The sequence below is a fragment of the Burkholderia sp. B10 genome (genome assembly GCF_004368385.1).
Lineage (GTDB): Bacteria > Pseudomonadota > Gammaproteobacteria > Burkholderiales > Burkholderiaceae > Burkholderia > Burkholderia vietnamiensis.
In genome coordinates, this window is sequence record NZ_PQMX01000027.1 from 1 (window position 1) to 19,435 (window position 19,435).

The 19,435-nt window shown below is 60.2% G+C and carries 15 protein-coding genes and 1 pseudogene; 7 read left to right on the forward strand and 9 right to left on the reverse strand.

What is annotated here, in order from left to right:
• Positions 1–319 (reverse strand): annotated as a pseudogene (locus tag C3Y15_RS15560) (phosphomannomutase/phosphoglucomutase); the annotation flags it as partial.
• 217 nt (positions 320–536) lie between these two features.
• On the opposite strand from C3Y15_RS15560, the gene C3Y15_RS15565 reads away from it, so the two are divergent.
• The 5 genes from C3Y15_RS15565 to C3Y15_RS15585 are packed head-to-tail and all read left to right on the forward strand — an operon-like array spanning position 537 to position 5,975.
• Positions 537–1,805 (forward strand): oligosaccharide flippase family protein, encoded by a 1,269-nt coding sequence (locus C3Y15_RS15565; RefSeq protein WP_045579390.1) that lies wholly within the window; start codon positions 537–539, stop codon positions 1,803–1,805.
• Positions 1,802–2,626: a glycosyltransferase gene (locus tag C3Y15_RS15570; protein WP_069246155.1), complete on the forward strand. Its 825-nt coding sequence runs from the start codon at positions 1,802–1,804 to the stop codon at positions 2,624–2,626. The genes C3Y15_RS15565 and C3Y15_RS15570 overlap by 4 nt, the downstream gene beginning before the upstream one ends.
• 41 nt (positions 2,627–2,667) lie before the next feature.
• Positions 2,668–3,804 carry a glycosyltransferase family 4 protein gene (locus C3Y15_RS15575; protein WP_069246154.1) on the forward strand — a complete coding sequence of 379 codons (1,137 nt, stop codon included), beginning with the start codon at positions 2,668–2,670 and terminating at the stop codon, positions 3,802–3,804.
• 14 nt (positions 3,805–3,818) lie between these two features.
• Positions 3,819–4,841 carry a UDP-glucose 4-epimerase GalE gene (gene galE, locus C3Y15_RS15580; protein WP_011883551.1) on the forward strand — a complete coding sequence of 341 codons (1,023 nt, stop codon included), beginning with the start codon at positions 3,819–3,821 and terminating at the stop codon, positions 4,839–4,841.
• A 27-nt stretch (positions 4,842–4,868) separates the two neighbouring features.
• Positions 4,869–5,975, forward strand: a complete 1,107-nt coding sequence (locus tag C3Y15_RS15585) for a glycosyltransferase (protein WP_069246153.1) — start codon at positions 4,869–4,871, stop codon at positions 5,973–5,975.
• Between the two features lie 92 nt (positions 5,976–6,067).
• On the opposite strand, the gene C3Y15_RS15590 is transcribed toward C3Y15_RS15585, so the two are convergent.
• From C3Y15_RS15590 to C3Y15_RS15605, 4 genes are read right to left on the reverse strand one after another with little or no spacing between them, the layout of a single operon-like run.
• Positions 6,068–7,951, reverse strand: a complete 1,884-nt coding sequence (locus C3Y15_RS15590) for a nucleoside-diphosphate sugar epimerase/dehydratase (protein ID WP_034194506.1) — start codon at positions 7,949–7,951, stop codon at positions 6,068–6,070.
• 12 nt (positions 7,952–7,963) lie between these two features.
• Positions 7,964–8,980, reverse strand: coding sequence for a glycosyltransferase family 4 protein (locus C3Y15_RS15595; protein ID WP_059695544.1), 1,017 nt, complete (start codon positions 8,978–8,980; stop codon positions 7,964–7,966).
• 5 nt (positions 8,981–8,985) lie between these two features.
• On the reverse strand, positions 8,986–9,951 hold the full coding sequence (locus C3Y15_RS15600; protein ID WP_059559037.1) for an SDR family oxidoreductase: 966 nt from the start codon (positions 9,949–9,951) through the stop codon (positions 8,986–8,988).
• Entirely contained in the window at positions 9,948–10,787 is an 840-nt protein-coding gene (locus C3Y15_RS15605) for a glycosyltransferase (protein WP_230946776.1), read from the reverse strand. Before C3Y15_RS15605 ends, C3Y15_RS15600 begins: the two co-directional genes overlap by 4 nt.
• A 393-nt stretch (positions 10,788–11,180) precedes the next feature.
• On the opposite strand from C3Y15_RS15605, the gene C3Y15_RS15610 reads away from it, so the two are divergent.
• Positions 11,181–13,616 (forward strand): glycosyltransferase, encoded by a 2,436-nt coding sequence (locus C3Y15_RS15610; protein WP_080484262.1) that lies wholly within the window; start codon positions 11,181–11,183, stop codon positions 13,614–13,616.
• Positions 13,617–13,619: 3 nt separating this feature from the next.
• Complete coding sequence (locus C3Y15_RS15615; RefSeq protein ID WP_072465536.1) at positions 13,620–14,579, forward strand: glycosyltransferase; 960 nt, start codon at positions 13,620–13,622, stop codon at positions 14,577–14,579.
• Between the two features lie 51 nt (positions 14,580–14,630).
• Here C3Y15_RS15615 and glf read toward each other — a convergent pair whose 3' ends face one another.
• The 4 genes from glf to C3Y15_RS15635 all read right to left on the reverse strand — a co-directional run bounded on the left by glf (position 14,631) and on the right by C3Y15_RS15635 (position 19,397).
• The gene (gene glf / locus C3Y15_RS15620) at positions 14,631–15,779 is read right to left on the reverse strand and encodes a UDP-galactopyranose mutase (protein ID WP_034194501.1); all 1,149 of its coding nucleotides are present in this window, start codon (positions 15,777–15,779) and stop codon (positions 14,631–14,633) included.
• 1 nt (position 15,780) lies between these two features.
• Positions 15,781–17,694: a DUF4422 domain-containing protein gene (locus C3Y15_RS15625; protein WP_080484264.1), complete on the reverse strand. Its 1,914-nt coding sequence runs from the start codon at positions 17,692–17,694 to the stop codon at positions 15,781–15,783.
• A 6-nt stretch (positions 17,695–17,700) separates the two neighbouring features.
• Positions 17,701–18,621, reverse strand: coding sequence for an NAD-dependent epimerase/dehydratase family protein (locus C3Y15_RS15630; RefSeq protein ID WP_059558984.1), 921 nt, complete (start codon positions 18,619–18,621; stop codon positions 17,701–17,703).
• A 71-nt stretch (positions 18,622–18,692) separates the two neighbouring features.
• The gene (locus C3Y15_RS15635) at positions 18,693–19,397 is read right to left on the reverse strand and encodes a sulfotransferase family 2 domain-containing protein (RefSeq protein WP_166677050.1); all 705 of its coding nucleotides are present in this window, start codon (positions 19,395–19,397) and stop codon (positions 18,693–18,695) included.
• Positions 19,398–19,435: the final 38 nt, after the last annotated feature.

Consider the following 19,435-nt stretch of genomic DNA (forward strand, 5'->3'; position numbering starts at 1 on the left):
GGCGCTCGCCGCCCTTCAGCGCGAGCGGCACGCTCGCCGCGAAATAGCCGACCGGCGTGGGCACCATGCCGACGTCGACGACGTCGACGCCCGCCGCACGCAGGCCATCGGCCAGCGCGCCGACGAGTTCCGGCCCGGACAGGCGGCCGTCGCGCGCGACCACGACGGCGTCGCCGCCTTGCGCGCGCACTTCGCTGCCGAACGCGCGGCCGATGGCGCGCGCCGTGTCGGCGTCGAGCGTCTTGCCGACCACGCCGCGAATGTCATATGCCTTGAAGATGGATTGGGAGATCATCAGTTCTCTCTCTGTTGCCTGCATGGAAAATTGTCTGGCCGCCTGTCGCGTGCGCCCGGCATCATACTGCGGGCCCCTCGGCGCAACGGACGGGACGGCTGGAGCGGCCCCGATCCCACTTATAATCGCGGGTTTTGATGACGCGCATCGTAGCCATTTTAATGCCTAGCCGTTCCGCCGCCGCCCACCTGCCGCCTCCGGGCGCTTTCCCGGCCGCCGCCAGCGCGTGCGGCCGCCGCGCATGCTGAAGCGATTCGGCAACCCGGACGTCGCGAAGGCCGTCGCGAACCTCGTCTGGCTCGGGCTCGAACGGCTCACGCAGATCGGCGTCGCGATCGCGATCAGCGGCCTTCTGGCCCGGTATTTCGGGCCGGACGTGTTCGGCAAATGGCAGTATGCGAATACGCTCCTCCTCGTACTGGCGCCGCTCACCTGGGTGTGCGGCGCCGAAATCCTGGTTCCGACCATCGTGCAGCGCGCCGGCGCGCAACCCGGCACGCAACCCGGCGCGGTGCTCGGCAGCGCGTTCGTGCTGCGCATCGGCGTGTCGGCCGCCGCGCTCGCCGCGACCTGGATCGCGATCGGCGCCGGCGCGTTCGACCCGCTCGTCGGCGCGATGCTCGCGGGCCTCGCGGTCACGATGGTGTTCCGCGAGCCGTTCGTCGGCGTGATCAACGCGTGGCTGCAGAGCATGACGTACAGCAAGCCGCAGCTCGTCACCAGCATGGTGACGGCGCTGGTCAAGGCGCTGCTCGTCTGGCTGCTCGTGCGCGCGGCCGCCGGCCCGGCCCGCTTCGCGTGGCTGTGGGCGCTCGAGGCCGCGGCGATCGGCTTCGCGCTGCTGCTCTACTACCGCCACCGTAACGGCGGCGCGCTCGGCTGGACGTTCGACAAGCCGCTGTTCAGGCACTTCGCGACGGCCGGCACCGTGTTCTGGCTCGGCCTGATCTGCATGTACCTGTTCCTGAAGCTCGACCGCCTGATGCTCGAGCGTCACGTGTCGTTCGCCGACCTGGGCCGCTATGCGGCCGCCCAGCAGCTCAACGAGAACTGGATCACGCTCGCGCTGATGCTCGCGCAGACCATCGCGCCCGCGTTCGTGTACCGCGTGCAGGACGTCGCGCGGCTGCGCCGCAACATCGTCCGGCTGATCGCGATGACCGCCGCGCTGATGACGGCCGGCGCGCTGGTGCTGGACGCCGCCGCGCCGCTCGTCGTGGGCAAGGTGTTCGGCCGCGGCTACGAGGCGTCGGTCGACATCTTCCGCTGGGCCGTCTGGCTGTCCGTGCCGGCCGGCATCGAGGCGATAGGCAATCTTATCGTTCTCAAATATCAAGCAAAATTCGTGTTGCTGGCGAAATGGGTGCTCGCGCTCGCGATCGCCGCGCTCGTCAACGTGCTCGCGATCCCGCGGCTCGGCCTGTACGGCGCGCTCGTCGGACTGGCCGCGGGCTACGTCGCGGCCGCCGCCGTCAACTTTTATTACATCCGTATCAAGCTGCGCCCATGACGCCTTCCGATTGCCCGCCCCTGCTCGACGACGTGGCCGTGCTGATGCCCGCCTACAACGGGCACGACGACGTCGTGCGCACCCTCGCGTCGTTTCGCGAGGATGCGCGCGTGCACGTGCTGATCGTCGACGACGGCAGCACGCCGCCGATCGTCGCGCCCGCGCTGCCGGGCCTCGCGATCGAGGTGCTGCGCATGCCGCGCAACGGCGGCATCGAGCGCGCGCTCGAGGCCGGCATCGACACGCTCGCCGCGCGCGGCTTCCGCTATGCGGCGCGCATCGACGCCGGCGACCTCGCCGCGCCGCAGCGGCTCGCGAAACAGCGTGCGTATCTCGATGCGCATCCGCGCGTGGCCTGTGTCGGCATGTGGACGCAGGTCGTGTCGCGCGTCGGCGAAGCGCGTTTCATGCTGACGCCGCCGGCCGACCCGCGCACGCTGCGCCGCACGCGCTTTCTGCGCTCGCCGCTCGTGCATCCGTCGGTGATGCTGCGCATCGACGCCGTGCGCGAAGTCGGCAACTATCGCGCGAAGTACCGCGCGGCCGAGGATCTCGATCTTTATTTACGGTTAATGCAACGTTACGATTGCGCGAACCTGCCCGAGCTCGGCCTCTATTACGAGCTCAACGAGGGCGGGATCAGCGCGACCAAGCGCCGCCGCCAGCTGATCTCGACGCTGTCGCTGCTGCTGCGTCACTTCAACGTGCTGAACCCGTACGACTGGGCCGGCCTCGCCAAGAACCTGCTGCATTTCGTGACGCCGTATCGCACGCTGCAGCGGATCAAGCAGACGCTGTTCGCCGCGCGGCCGTCCGCGTAGTCCGCACCGGCTTTTTCGACGCTTTATTTTTTCTTTTTTTCATGTCCGCCACCTCCCCGCTGCGCATCGCGCTCGTCTGCAACACGGCCTGGGCGATCTACACGTACCGACACGGGCTGATCCGTGCGCTCGTCGCGCGCGGCGCCGAGGTCGTCGTGATCGCGCCGTACGACCGCACGGTGCCGCTGCTCGAACAGATGGGCTGCCGCTACGTCGCGCTCGCCGTCGCATCGAAAGGCACCAGCCCGCGCGAGGATCTCGGCACGCTGGCCGCGCTGGTGCGTCACTACCGCGCGCTGAAGCCCGATCTCGTGTTTCATTACACGATCAAGCCGAACATCTACGGGTCGATCGCCGCGTGGCTCGCGCGCGTGCCGTCGATCGCCGTCACCACGGGCCTCGGCTACGTGTTCATCCAGAAGAGCCGCGCGGCCAGCGTCGCGAAGCGCCTGTACCGCTTCGCGTTCCGCTTCCCGCGTGAAGTCTGGTTCCTGAACCGCGACGATCTCGCGACCTTCACCGACGAGCAGTTGCTCGCGCATCCCGAGCGCGCACGGCTGCTGCACGGCGAAGGCGTCGATCTCGAGCAGTTCGCGCCGGCGCCGTTGCCGGCCGGCCGCGGCCCCGTGTTCATCCTGATCGGCCGGCTGCTGTGGGACAAGGGCGTGCGCGAATACGTCGAGGCCGCGCGCGCGGTGCGTGCGCACTATCCCGACGCGCGCTTCCAGCTGCTCGGCCCGCTCGGCGTCGACAATCCGAGCGCGATCGGCCGTGCGGACGTCGACGCGTGGGTTGGCGAAGGCGTCGTCGAGTACCTCGGCGAGGCGCACGACGTGCGGCCGCACATCGCGGCGGCCGACTGCGTCGTGCTGCCGTCGTATCGCGAGGGCGTGCCGCGCACGCTGATGGAAGCGTCCGCGATGGGCCGCCCGATCGTCGCGACCGACGTGCCGGGCTGCCGCGACGTCGTCGCCGACGGCGACACGGGTTTCCTGTGCCGCGTGCGGGACGGCGCGAGTCTCGCCGAACAGATGATCCGCATGATCGAGCTCGGCGCGCCGGGACGTGAAGCGATGGGCGCGCGCGGGCGCCGCAAGGTGGCCGCGGAATTCGACGAGCAGCAGGTCGTCGAACGCTACCGGCAGACCATTCATACATTGACCGGCATCACACTCTGAAGGAGCGCATCAGCATGACCGCTAAAGGCACCATCCTCGTGACCGGCGGTGCGGGCTACATCGGCTCGCACACCGCCGTCGAGCTGCTCGACAACGGCTACGATGTCGTGATCGTCGACAACCTCGTCAACAGCAAGGTCGAAGCCGTGCGCCGGATCGAGCGCATCACCGGCAAGACGCCGGCGTTTCACCAGGTCGACGTGTGCGACGAAGCCGCGCTCGCCAAGGTGTTCGACGCGCACCCGATCACCGGCACGATCCACTTCGCGGCGCTCAAGGCGGTCGGCGAATCGGTCGCGAAGCCGCTCGAGTACTACCAGAACAACCTCGGCGGGCTGCTTGCCGTGCTGAAGGTGATGCGCGAGCGCAATGTGCGGCAGTTCGTGTTCAGCTCGTCGGCGACCGTATACGGCGTGCCCGAGCGCTCGCCGATCGACGAGTCGTTCCCGTTGTCCGCGACCAATCCGTACGGCCAGTCGAAGCTGATCGCCGAGCAGATCCTGCGCGACCTCGAGGTGTCCGACCCGTCGTGGCGCATCGCGACGCTGCGCTACTTCAATCCGGTCGGGGCGCATTCGAGCGGGCTGATCGGCGAGGATCCGGCCGGCATTCCGAACAACCTGATGCCGTATGTCGCGCAGGTCGCGGTGGGCAAGCTCGAGAAGCTGCGCGTGTTCGGCTCCGACTATCCGACGCCGGACGGCACCGGCGTACGCGACTACATCCACGTCGTCGATCTCGCGAAGGGGCACATCGCCGCGCTCGATGCGCTCGCGACGCGCGACGCGAGCTTCGTCGTGAACCTCGGCACCGGCCAGGGCTACAGCGTGCTCGAAGTCGTGCGCGCGTTCGAGAAGGCGTCGGGCCGGCCGGTGCCGTACGAACTCGTCGCGCGCCGCCCGGGCGACATCGCAGAGTGCTACGCGAACCCGCAGGCCGCCGCCGACATCATCGGCTGGCGCGCGACGCTCGGCATCGAAGAGATGTGCGTCGACCACTGGAAATGGCAGGAGGGGAACCCGCGCGGTTTTGTATAATCCGCTGTCCATTTTTCGAGCGATCCCATGCTCAGCTTCGCGTCCGGCTTCATCGCCTCCCTGCTCGTCACGTTGTTCATCGTCCGCTACGCGCATCTGCACGAGAAATTCTCGGTCGACAGCGATCTGGCTGGCGTGCAGAAATTCCACGTGCGGCCGGTGCCGCGGGTGGGCGGCATCGGGATCCTGGCCGGGGTCGTCATCGCCGCGCTGATCCTGTCGCGGCGCTATCCGACGATCGCCGGCAGCATCCTCGGGATCGCCGCATGCGGGATGCCGGCGTTCCTGTCGGGGCTCGTCGAGGATCTGACCAAGCGCGTGTCGCCGCGCGCGCGGCTGCTGTGCACGATGGGCGCGGCCGCGCTCGCGTTCTGGCTGCTGGGCATCGCGGTCAAGCGCATCAGCGTGCCGCCGCTCGACTTTCTGCTGGGCTACGTGGTCATCTCGGCGTTCATCACGGTGCTCGCGGTCGCGGCGCTCGCGAACGCGATCAACATCATCGACGGGTTCAACGGGCTTGCTTCGATGGTGAGCTTCATGATGTTCGCGTCGCTCGCGTATGTCGCGTTCCACGTCAACGACGCGGTCGTGATGTCGGCGTCGATCATCATGATGGGCGCCGTGCTCGGGTTCTTTCTGTGGAATTTCCCGGCCGGGTTGATCTTTCTCGGCGACGGCGGCGCTTATTTCATCGGGTTCATGCTGGCGGAACTCGCGATCATGCTCGTGATGCGCAATCGCGAGGTGTCGGCGTGGTATCCGGTGCTGCTGTTCATGTATCCGATCTTCGAGACGTGCTTCTCGATCTACCGGAAGAAGTTCATCCGCGGGATGTCGCCGGGGATTCCGGACGGCGTGCATCTGCACATGCTCGTGTACAAGCGGCTGATGCGGTGGGCGGTGGGGACCAAGCATGCGCATGATCTGACGCGGCGCAATTCGCTTACCTCACCTTATCTGTGGCTGCTGTGCCTGGTTGCGGTGATTCCGGCGACGCTGTTCTGGCGGCATACGGTGCATCTGTTCGTGTTTGTCGTGCTGTTTGCGCTCACTTACGTTTGGCTTTATCTCAGCATCGTCAGGTTCAGGGCGCCGAAGTGGATGGTGGTGAGGAAGGAGAGGCGGGGGCATTAAGTCACGCTGCCAAAACGAAAAAGCGTCCCGCGGGACGCTTTTTCCTGGTCGGCACTAACGCAGCCGAAGCGGCAGCCGAAGCGCGTGCGCGCTCATTCGTTCGATACCGCTCGCACCAAAGGCACACTCTGCAGCACCGGCGCGACGGACGGCTGATACTCCGGCACCCATCGCCGCAAGTCGCGCCGCACCTCGTCGTCGTTGAGCACGCGGTGCTGCATCAGCCACGGCAGCAACTCGTCGAGCAGGTGGTCCGGCACTTCCCGCGCACGGGCGATCCGCAGCTTCGGATGCGGCGTGCGCGTGGTCGTTTCGTCGTCGGCGAGCAGTTCCTCGTACAGCTTCTCGCCCGGACGCAGCCCCGTGAATTCGATCCGGATCTGCCCTTCCGAGAAACCGTAGAGACGAATCAGGTCGCGCGCGAGGTCGACGATCTTGACCGGCTCGCCCATGTCCAGAATGAAGATCTCGCCGCCATGGCCCATGCTCGATGCCTGCAGCACGAGCTGCGACGCCTCGGGAATCGTCATGAAGAAACGCGTGATCTCGGGATGCGTGACCGTCACCGGGCCGCCCTTCGCGATCTGCTGCTGGAACTTCGGGATCACGCTGCCGGCACTGCCGAGCACGTTGCCGAAGCGCACCGTCTCGAACTGCGTGCCCTCGCTCGTCTGTTGAAGCGCCTGGCACGCCATTTCGGCGAGCCGCTTGCTCGCGCCCATCACGTTGGTCGGGTTGACGGCCTTGTCGGTCGAGATCAGCACGAAATGGCGCACGTCGTGACGGATCGCCGAGCGTGCGACGCGGTACGTACCGAGCACATTGTTGCGCAGCGCCTGCCACGCGTTGAGCTCTTCCATCAGCGGCACGTGCTTGTAAGCGGCCGCGTGGAAGACGATATGCGGCGCATAGCGCGACATCACCTGATCGAGCAGCAGCGAATCCTTCGCATCGCCGATGATGGGCACCACGTGCTGGTCGGGGAAGCGCTCGCGCAACTCCTCGGTGAGCCGATACATCGCATATTCGGACAGGTCGAACGCGACCAATTGCGCCGGCTTGAAGCGGAGAATCTGCCGGCACAGCTCGGAGCCGATCGACCCGCCCGCGCCGGTCACCATCACCACGCGGCCGCGCAGCAGCGCTTCGACGTGCGGTGTATCGATCGTCACCGCGTCGCGACCGAGCAAATCCTCGAGGTCGATGTTGCGCACCTGCGACAGGAAGCCCTGCCCCGGCATCAGGGCGGTCAGCGACGGCAGCACCATCGCCTTGATGCCGGCGCGCACGCACAGCGTCGCGACGCGGCGCTGTGTTTCGACCGACGCCGACGGAATCGCGATGATCGCGTATTCCACTTTCAGCGCGTCGGTCCAGTGCTTCAGGTCGTTGAATGAACCGAGCACTTTATAGCCATAGATTTCGCGCCCGCGCTTGGTCGGATCGTCGTCGAGCAGGCCGACCAGACGCCATTCACCCGATCGCGACAGTTCGCGGGCGAGGCTCGCGCCGGCCGTGCCGGCACCGAGCACGAGTATCGGCTTGCCTTGCCCGACCAGCCCACCATACAGGTAGAACTCCTTCGTCGCGCGGTACAGCGCGCGGGCGCCGCCCATCGCCAGGAACAACATCAGCGGCGACACGAGCAGCACGGAGCGCGGGATGATGGGGGACGGCTGGAACATCACCGCGCCGATCATCACGATCACTCCGCCGCCGACGACCGCCTTCGAGATCCGGACCAGATCGGGGAGGCTTGCGAACACCCACAGGCCGCGATACAGGCCGAACACGTGAAACATCAGCGCGTAGACGGGCAGCACCCAGACGAGCGCCGTCAGCGCGCCGCTCATGAAGTCGGACGGCACGCTGCCGTTGAAACGGACGAGATAGGCGAACAACCACGCGGTGGTGACCGCCGTCAGGTCAAACAGGAAAGCGCTCAGCGAAAGCCATGATGCCTTGGTTCGCAACATCGGCAGGAAACCTCAAGAGTTATTTTCGGCAGCCGACTGAAACCGGCGCCAACGCATGTCGATCAAGAGTCCGAGACATGCCAGGACGCCGTACCATCCGAAGAACGCCAGCCACTGCTGCGGTTCCGGGCGGCCCTTCGCCCACAGAGCAACGATTATGCCTGCGAGCATGATGAGGTACCAATAAAGAGCGGTCCGGCTATGACCTACGCCCGCGCGGACCATCCTCTGATAATAGTGCTCCCGATGGGCCTGCCAGAACTTTTCTCCGCGTAACAATCGTCTCGAAAGTGTTACAGATGCATCCGCAATAAAGGGAGCGAAGACGAGCGCGGGAAACCAGATCGGCCACACGTTCCCTCGCCAGCCCCAATAGCCGACGGCACCGGCGAGGAATCCGAGCGGAATCGAGCCCGCATCGCCGAGAAACAGCCGGGCCGGATGGAAATTCAGCAGAAGAAAGCCGAGCGCGGCGCCCGAGATGGCGGCGCCGGCGACGACCAGATCCGGCGACGGTCCTGGGCCGCCGAGGGCCGCGATCGCATATGCGCCGAAGCCGAACAGCGCCATGCCGCCCGCGAGGCCGTCCGCGCCATCCATGAAGTTGTACAGGTTCGTCAACCAGACCATCACGAAGCCGATGCCGGCCAGCAACCACCACGGTGCGTCGGCCGGATACACCGCGAGCAGCGCGACGACCGCTGCGAGGTGCGCCGAGAACCGCACGCGTGCCGGCAGCCCGCGCCGGTCGTCGATCTGCGACATCGCGGCCAGGCCAGCGGCGGCGGCCGCGATCAGCCACAGGTGCGGCGCCAGCGCGAGCAACGCAACGACGCAGACCGGGACGATGCCCCACCCGCCGACGCGCGGCGTCGGCAGCGTATGGAGCGAACGGTCGTTCGGAATATCGGTGGCGAGGCGCCACGCCAGGCCGGTGGCGAGCAGGATGCGCAGGATGGCCGTCGACGCGATGGCAGCGGCCAGCGCCACCGCGGCCGCCTGCGGCCACGTGGAGAGGGTGAAATGCATGTCGGCTATTGTTGTGTATCGCGCAAACGATACCATGCAGCCGTCGCTTCGAGGCCCTGTCGTGTCGTGTAGGGCGGATGCCAACCGAGCACACGGGTGATTCGGCCCGTGTCGAGCTGGAGACTGCCCGTCAGGCGGTCGATTGCCGCCCGGCGGCCGGTCAGCGCGCCAACGACACGCAGCACGGCAGACGGGACCGGAATCAGGCGGGCCGGCTTGCCCAGCGCTTCACCGACCAGCCGCAGCAGGCCGGTGACCGACGGTGCGTCGTCGTCGGCCACGTGGAAGCATTCGCCCGCCGCACGCGGATCGATTGCGCATCGCAGTAGCGCGTCGGCGAGGTTGTCGACGTAGACGATGCTGCGGCGTGCCGGGATTGAGCCGAGCGGTAGCGGCATCCCGCGCGCGACGGCGTCCATCATCTTCAGGAAGTTCGCTCGGACGGCAGGACCGTAGACGAGCGGCGGACGAACGATCACGACGTCGAGCCCGTTCGACGCACCGAACTGCGCGAGTTCGCGCTCCGCGCGCAGCTTCGAGCGACCGTAGGCGTCCTGAGGAGCGGGGGGCACCGCTTCCGACAATGGCGCGCCGCCATCGCTCTCGCCGACCGCCTTGATGCTGCTGGCGTACACGATGCGGCGAACGCCGTGCCGGCGCGCGGCTTGGGCGAGCCGCATGGTGCCGGCGACGTTGGTCGCGTCGAACGCGGCGTCGGGATCCGGCGACTCGTCGCGCATCACGTGTACGCGAGCGGCCAGATGTATCACGCAGTCGGCGGCCAGATCGGCGGGCCATGCTTGGTCGACACCGTCGAAATCGGCGGCGTCGTGCACCCATTCGCGCACGCCGGCGACAGACCCGCCCTGGCGCCTGACCAAGGCGGTGACGGTGTGCCCGGCCTCCAGCGCGCGCCGGCAGACCGCGCGCCCGACAAAGCCGTTTGCGCCGGTGACGATGAGGTGGCTCACCACAGCCTCCAGCCGAAACGGTTGTAGAACTTGAAGGCCGACGCGGCGAACATGCGGATGTGCGCGAAGCCCTTGCGCGACGCGCCGCCGCCATGGTGGATCACCCGCACCGACGGGACATAGGCGACGCGCGCGACGTCGTGCGTGCGCAGGCTGAGGTCATAGTCCTCGAAGTAGAGGAAATAGCGCGGATCGAAGCCGCCGAGTTTCTTCAGCACTTCGGTGCGGAACAGCATGAAGCAGCCGCTGACGATGGGCGGGTCCCAGACGATGTCGTGGTCGTTGATGACGTCGCGCATTTCGTAGTGGGCGAGGCGGCGATGGAACCGCTTGCGCCACCCTGCCGGCAGGAATCCACGCACGGCAAGATCCATCACGGTGGGAAAGCGCCGGCAAAGGTGCTGCAATGTTCCATCCTCATTACTGATACGCGGCGCAAGCAGTCCCACCTGATCGTTCTCGTCGAGAAAGGCTATCGCCTCAACTAGTGCAGATGGGTCGATGTCGACATCTGGATTCAGGACGAGGTGGTATCGGCTACCCAGGCTCTGCAAAACACTGTTATGGCCGCGACCGTATCCGATATTGCCATGCCCTGCGGCAATCACGACGTCTGCGCAGACTGCATGTAGCGACTGGATAGGACTCGCCAGGTCCGGTAGCCCGCCGTTGTCGATCAGGTAGATCGACGTCCTGCTCGGTACCCTTCCCTCGCCAAGAATTGATATCGCGCCCCGTAGCGTGTCGAGAGTCCTCACCAAGGCCGGGACATCCGGCCGGAACACAACCACCGAAACTGAAAGTTGCGTGCCCTCGCTCCGCGTGCTTGCGGTCACCGCGCACACCATCGAATTTGGTTCCTGACCATCCCGTACCGTTCCCTAAAAGCCGTAAGTTTGGGCATAAGACGCCCCCTTGGCAAGCGACGCCCGTGACCACGGTTACCGATACTTACATGAGCATTCGCTCCACTTGCTAGACTTCCGCAATGACTGGAGCAGGCGTCGGAACCGGTGTTGTGCGTTAACATTGCCTGCTCGCACAAGAACACCCATGGAGCACGTCTCTTCAATCTCAGCATGCGCCAGTCCCGGACGCCACCGCGCCACCATGGAGCGGCCACAGTTGCTACCGGAAGCGTAAGCGAGTACTCGGGGCGGCCGCGACAAAGACTGCTCCCCGTGGCGTCCTCATGACCTTGAGCATTTCCCCGTCGGCAAAGAAGATCTATGACTCACCCAAAATTCCGCGTATTGCTGCTTGACACGAAATATCGCAACCCGAACCACTACATTTGCCTCGCGATTTTTCATGCCTTGCAGCGACACCCGGACGTCGCATTCGTCGCGAAAGTAGATCCCATCGATGCCGCTCCCACGGCGATGCATCAGAATTGCAATCTGTTCATCGCCTTCGATGGCGAGGAACTCCGCAAGGATCTGTGCGCGACACTTGCAGCGATTTGTGGCCGCTCCGTGCTTTGGGTGACCGAAGATCCCTACGAGCTTCCAATTAATCAGAAAAATGCCGAACTGTTCGACGTCGTGTTCACGAACGATTCGTCCAGTGTTTCAGCATACGGAAATCGGGGTAGACATTTGCCGCTCGCAGGCGCAGTGGAGTTTCATTCACTTCCGGTCCTGCCACCGGAGCAAGAACTGCGTTATCACATGTTTTTCGCCGGCACCGCCTGGCCGAACCGCAGCGAGTTCTTGCGCTCGGTTCTCAAGCAATTACCCGAGAATTGGAAATACAAGCTAGCGCTTCCGACCAATCCGTTCCTCCCTCCGCACGGAATCGATCTGCCGACTAGCGCCCTCTCCTGGCGCACATCGCCGTCTGACTTCGCACGTTTTGCAAATCGAAGTGCCATGACCCTGATGCTGCCCCGCGTTTTCACCGCGTCTGGAGGCCGCGAATTCGCGGAGACGCCTCCCCCTCGATTGTTCGAGGCCGCGCTCTCGGGGTCCGTTCAGATCGTTCACGAGTCGCTGACAGAGGTTAAGGACTTCTTTGTACCGGATAGGGAGCTTGTCCTCTTCTCGGACGAACGTGATTTCATCCAGAAAGCGACACGGATAATCGACGATCGCGCCTATCGTAACGAGATTGCAGAGGCAGCTCGTACGAAGGCAACTCAGTTACATACGTACGATCGACGCGTCGATACCATCCTGGCCGCCGCGTCGAATATTCCATCCCCCGCAGCGCAACCGGTGACCTCGGATCGGCGAACAATCATATTCGTGACACACAATGTCATAGGCGGCGCTAATTTCGGCGGAGTTGAGGTATATCTCGACCTTCTACGTCCCGAATTGCGAAATGATTTCAACGTACTGTTCTATGTTCCCGACAATGGAACCGGGCGGTCCGCTCGCCTTTTGTCAGAGACTTACGAAACGCTCGAAACCTTTCAGTTCGCACGTCGATACGAAACAGATATGCTTCGATGCGAAGAAAGGGAAAACACATTCCGAAATATCCTGAGCAAGTATAAGGTCGATCTCGTCCATTTCCATCACACCATCGGCCACCCGCCGTCGCTCATCTTCGCGCCACCACTGCTTGGAATTTCGAGCGCATTCACCGCACATGATTTTTACGGTGTCTGTCACGAGTTTAATTTGCTGTCGTTCAAGGACACATACTGCGGCGCACCAGATATTCCACTGTCCCAATGCGATGTATGTTTATGGCAGAAGCACCATATTGCGCCGGGATCGCAGGCAATAAGACGGAGTTTTTGGAACGACGTGCTGAGCCGCGTCGATATGCTCGTCTTCAATACGAAACAGAGCAAACGCATCTACGAGCGGATCTATCCCTCAGTGAGGAGTCACGCCAACGTACAGGTGATTCCGGTACCTATCCCTGACCGTACGGCCGCGACGACATGCCACACCAAACCCACACCACTCAAAGTGGCGTGGCTCGGCAATGTCACTCATCAGAAAGGGGGTGATATTCTTGCGCGCGCCCTTCCCCTACTCGCACACGCACCGGTCGAATTCCATCTATTTGGCCGAATCGACCCGCAGTACGCCGATTTTTCGAATCGCGCCCGCTATCCTAACGTCGTCACCCACGGAAGTTACCGGTACGATGACATGCCGGCCGCGTTGAAGGATTGTGACGTCTCCCTCCATTTATCGATTTGGCCCGAGACTTACTGCTTAACCCTGTCTGAAGCGCTTCAGATGGGCCTCGTGCCCATCGTTACAGATATCGGTGCCCTTGGAGAACGCATCCAGCATGGTGTCAACGGGCTGAAAATCGCCCCCGGCAGTGAGGGAGATCTGATTGACGCCGTCCATGCACTTATCGACTCGCCATCAGCACTGGCGAAGTATCGATCAAATATCTCTCCGGCGCTCTACTCGCGCACTTCCGATCACGTGACCGCTCTGAGATCTGCGTATTCGCGGTTGCTGCCCCATCTGTCTCGAAGCAGTGCACCATCTGTGGGTGAATTGAATCTCGCAGACACAGGAATCGCGCCCCTTCCATCGAGTTGGCACCATGGAACGCAGCACTTGCCACTCGGCGGACAAGTGTTTTCGGGCGCAGTACGGAAGGCGCACAAGCTGGCAGCATTCTACAAGATCCACGGTTTTCGTCCGACGCTGCGCATCATTGCAAACCGAATTCGCGTCTCGAGGTAAAGCATGAAAGTTTTAATCGCGGGTGCGTCGCCCGACGCAATCAACAACAATGCAGTACTTCGGGGATATGTGGCAAATGGTTTTCGTGGCCTCGATAAAGTAGCGGACGTGACCGTTTGTTCACTCGAGAGCGCCACGATGATCGCAAAAGCCGCAGTGCCGGATCTGATTCTGGTGTTTGGATCCTGCATGCCCTTGGAGGCACACTATCTTCCTTTAAAGCAAGTTGCCATGGACCTTGGCGCCACGATGGCCTTTTGGCTTCATGACGACCCATATGAATTTGATCACGCAGCGAAGATCGTACCGCTTGCGGACATAATTTTTTCAAATGACAAGTGGACCTCCACGCATTACCCACATCCACATGTCGTTCATCTTCCGCTCGCAGCGGATCCAAACGCACATTTCCGGAATTTCAAAACAGAAAAAGCACGCGACCTGTTCTTCTGTGGAGTCGGATTCAATAATCGCGTTCAACTTCTACGGGATTGTGCCGCTCATCTGCGCGACATCAATGTTGAGGTACTTGGTGACGGTTGGCCGGAAGATCTGGGTTTTGCGGCGAATCGACGGATCCGTAACGACGCGCTTCCGGATATGTACGCTTCATCGCTAATTACGTTGAACGTTGGGAGACGGCACAACCTGGCGAACGAGCGATTCAATCTCGATGCATCGACACCGGGGCCACGAACATTTGAAGCGGCCGCAGCCGGCACCGTGCAGTGCATGTTCGTCGAAGGCCTCGAGATCAGTGACTATTACGATGAATCGAGCGGAGAAATCTTGTTATTCGATTCACCCGCGGAGTTACGACAGCATTGTGAAATGCTGAAAGACGATCCCGCAATGGCAAAAAGAATCGCACTCGCCGCTCAGGCCCGCACTCTGCGAGATCACACATACCAAAATCGCGCAGAAAAAATCCTTCATTCGGTACAGCGACTTCGCTCTATATAAGCCCCTTTTTGCCAAATACCTATTTGGCAAAAAGGGCAGAATCTCCTCAGATCAAAGAGGCGACACAACGAATGCAGGCATCCGTGCCTGCGTCCCACGCGCTTTCAAGAAAGAGTCGGCAACGTCGAGCGCTTCGGCAATAGTAACGTCCATGTCGAGGTAGCGATATGTGCCCAGTCTCCCCACGAACGTGACGTTTCGCTGAGCTTCGGCCAAATCGACGTAGTCCCGAAGCATTGCCTTATCTTCGACCAAGCGAATCGGATAGTAAGGCGTATCACCTGGCCGGCATTGGCTACTAAACTCCTTGAACACGATGGTTTCCTCGTGCTCTTCCCAAGGAGTAAAGTGTTTATGTTCGGTAATTCGCGTATACGGAACGTCTTCATCCGGGTAGCTCATCACAGCACAACCTTGAAAATCTCCTTTGTCGTAGAAAGGCTCAAACGTTAGCGTTCGATATGCGAGGCGTCCCAATTTGTGCTCAAACCAGCTATCCAACGGCCCACTAAAAAACACGTGATCGTATTTCGACACCGATGTCGAGTCGAATTCTGTTCTCAAGTGAACGTCAATATTTTCGTGATCGAGCATACGCTGCACCATGACGGTGTAACCTTCGACTGGCATCCCTTGAAAACGATGACTGAAGTAGTTGTCATCGTAGTTAAATCGAATTGGCAACCTCTTCAAGACGGAAGCCGGCAGCTCACTTGGTGGCAGGCCCCATTGCTTGATCGGATAACCGCGAAAAAAAGCATGGTACAGATCTTTCCCGAGAAAACGCAATGCCTGATCCTCAAAGCTTCGAACCTCGGAAATCGATTTTTCTGCTAGTTGCTCGATAAATTCTTTCGCTTGCTTTGGATTAAAAGTTTTTCCAAAAAACTGATTGATCGTATGCAAATTTATCGGAAGCCCGTACACGTTACCGCCGGTTGTCGCCTTCACCCGACAAATATACGGAGCAAACTGCGCGAAACTGTTTACATACTTCCAGACACGCTCGTTGTCCGTATGGAAAATATGCGGACCATGCACGTGAACCATCACGCCAGTTCTTGTGTCCCGCTCCGTGTGGCAGTTACCGGCTACGTGATCTCGCGACTCCACCACTGTGACCTTGACTCCTTGCTCGGCCAGTTCACGCGCGATGACCGCACCAGACAAGCCCGCGCCAACAACGAGTATCTTTTCCATATCAATCCTTCCACCGTTGATCCAATGCCGTGGCTAGAGGAAAAATCGCGCGCCTAAGGAATCCCGGCAGTCGTCGCCACACTGCCGATGCAATCCGTCGTTTCGTGGTATTGCGCCGCAACGACAACGGAGTGGACGATGGATTCAGTCTCAGAAGGCGATCTTCGTACCAAAGCGTCATTCTCAGATAAAACCAATAATATTGCGCAAACTCAGAACTCGGATCGTTCCATGGCTTGACCGCGCCTGCGTAATGCAACATCGAGGGATTCTTTCGTGATTCGAGGTAGGCATTGTATATATCAACCGGCAATGCGCTGCCGTGCCCGGGCGGCAAACTGACACTATTCCAAGTCAAATCAAGAAACTTGACGTCACCGACAAGATACTTGTTCAAAATATCTTGATCGAGGAACCAATATCGATTGCGCTTCAAATCAGAAATCATTTTCTGACACAAGCGATTTTCCCGAAGCCGCTCAAGATTGAATAAAATCAGCCCCGCTTGAAAATAGTCGCGATATTGATCCTTCATCCCGACCACATCGGATAAGTATTTCGCGGTCGGATAACCACCTGTCTCGGCCATTGAGCGAACTCCCATGGCAACGAAGGACGCCATGATCACATCCTTCACGGCCGCGGCCGACTTTCCATCCAGCTCCGTATCGAATATCTTGGCGACGTCGTCGATCACAACCGCGTCGGTATCGAGAAATAAGATCTTACTGCGGTTGTAAACAATTTCCGGTAACGCGAGGCGATAGAACGTGGCGCGCGTGAAGTACATGTGCGCATCGATGTCGAGAAACTGCATCGACATATCGATGAATGAAATCTTTGCATGTGGATGCAACCGTTCCAGCGCCTGGAGACCGCGCCGTTCGAGTTCGGTCATTCCGCCATCAAGAACCAGAAAATCAATGAATCGATCCTGAGCGGCGTTCGAAAAAACCGACGCGATAAGCGCGGCCATGTGAGCAACGTAATGCGAGTCCGTGGCGGCGACAACTGATACGGGCCTGAGATCGGTTACTGGCAACGGCGGGCATTGCGCAGTGGGGGAAGTATCCTTTACGAATACGCGGCGCAGGTATTTGACACGTAAGTTTTTGTCGTCCGCCAATTTTTTTGAGACAAATACTCCAACCATGCGCTCTGCGATATATCCGATGACACGGCGCTCCGCAGGGCCATAATCCGAAACATCAATGCGCTTCTCCAGTTCGGCGAGCAACGGGAAAAGCCAAGCCGAGTATTCTTCGAATATCTCACGCTTAAAGACAAACATGTTCGTGAACAAACCCGCTTCCGAGTCCATCACTTTTTTGAAATGTCCATAGTACTCCGGACATGTTTCATAGATTATTTCACCGGCCAGATCCAAATCTTTTATGTGATGAAATGTAGCGTCACGGTATTGACTGTAAATCGTTGTGGCCCCGCAGCCGGCGACGTTCCACGGCTCAGGCAAAATCATGTCCGCATCGACGACACAGCGTTCGATATCGTGATCCGTCAGGCCATACTTAGCCAGCACTTCTGCAGACAGCCGATCTTCAATGACGAGGCCACTCGAATCAACAACGCGATCGCCTCTCTCGGGAAAAAAGTCAAAGAAGCGGCGATAGTGAACAAAACCGACATAATCCGAATCTTTGTCGTTTTTCCAAACCCAATATTGCCCCGTCAGCTCACAGTACGAGGCATTTTTTCCGGAAATATTGTCCCCGACGTTGTCTTTGAGAGTCGGCAAATCGTGCTTCGATAATGCACACCCCGTCTGAATCGGCTTCATCACCCCACTTTTCACCATGTACGCGGGGTTAAAATAGTTAATATAGAGAGAGATTTTCATTGGAATAACTTTCGACTCAGCGTGGCCGGTAGCTTTCGAGATTTCCGCGCGCGACATTAGGCCTCATTGGCCGCGGGCCCATGTCAAGGTGGCCTCGATACCACTCTTGACGTCAACCTCGGGTCGCCAGTTTAGTTTGGCAAGTGCCTTCGTGATGTCTAGAATGTTGACAGGGACATCCACATTTCTTGATGCCTGATATTTCACCTCGAATGGCAACTGGAAATCGTCTCGGAGAATTTTTACTATTTGATTCAACGAAAGCCCCACGCCGGAGCCAACATTGAAGATTTCGTTTTCAGCATCGCTCTCCGCTGCCGCGACGATCGCCCGCACCACATCGTCTATATAAATATAATCTCGAATTACAGACCCATCCCCCCAGATCTCGAGTGGGACGTTGTTAATAATTTTTCCGATAAAATTGGCAATCGCACCTTGATTGTAATTCAGTCGCTGGCCGACCCCGTACGGGTTGGCGAGGCGAATCACGTTGTAGCGCATCCCATAAATTTTGCTGTACAGGTGCAAATAATACTCGACCGCCTTTTTTACGATACCGTACGAACACGTAGGGAAACCATGTTGGTCTTCCGAAATCGGTACACTTGGCACTGTTCCATAAACAGTGCCGCCCGACGAAATATAGACAAATCGCCGAATTTGCTTTGGAGAGAGCGCATCAAGCAACGATACCGTTCCGATCAAGTTGGTTTCGATATCGAATACGATCTTCTCGTTCGACAGTGCGGGGCCCACGCTCGATGCAAGGTGAAAGCACACGTCGATCTCTCCGCTGCATTGCGCAATGACCTCCGGCGCGTAGTAGGGCCCGTTGATGACGGTCAATTTTTCCATCGGCAACGCTACGCACGGCGCAGCCCCCTCCAGATCGACAACGGTAACGCCCCAACCCTTGTCAAGAAGGTGGCGAGTCAAATGGGAACCGATGAAACCGAATCCCCCAGTGATTAATGCTCTCATCTCTCTAAATCCGCCAGATCTTTGATATTGCGTTGCATCGCCGCATGGCCATGAGCGAAGCCGTGTACTACTTACTTTTCGGACGAACCAAACACGGAGTCGATCAGCGCGTAATCTTGCGCAAACCTTGCACGGACACGCTCAACGAGATCCAAATCTCGGAACTGTGACGATGCCGGGAACTGTCCGCAGATTTCCTTGAATCCAAGGAACGCTTCACCGCTTACGTCAAGTACGTTGATGCCAACGTTGAGGTTTGACTTAGTCGCGTGCGGCGCATATGTCTTGAGTTCAATTTCCCTCAACAACGGGTGACTGATCCACTGATCCCGCAGTGCTTCCATGCGGAGGAAGATTGTCGGTTTCTCGGTCAGGAACGCCGACTGGCTGCGCCAATGAGGATCGAGCTGCTCATCAGGAAAGGCGCACAGATGTGTTACGAACTCCCGGAACGTAATTGACGACGTAGATGACGGACGGGGTTTCCCTCTTTGAGCTCGCCACATGTACTCGACAAGCTCGTGCACGAATAGTTCGTCGGGCAGAATTTCCGTGAACTTGTTCAGGTATGCAGATACAACCCGCTCGAAGGGATCTCGCAGTACCACGAGGCACGGCCAGTCGACGGCGTCCGCCGGAGCATCAGCGAACGGTTCCCCAACGTGATGCGGATTTCGTCCTTGGGTTCTTGAGAAACCCAGGGTATTGATAACCGTCGAGCACGCATTCTTCGGGATACGAATGAACCGAAGCTTGTGGTCATTGAAGTACATCATCGTCATAGTTGCGGTACCGACTGAACTCCTGCTGGTTC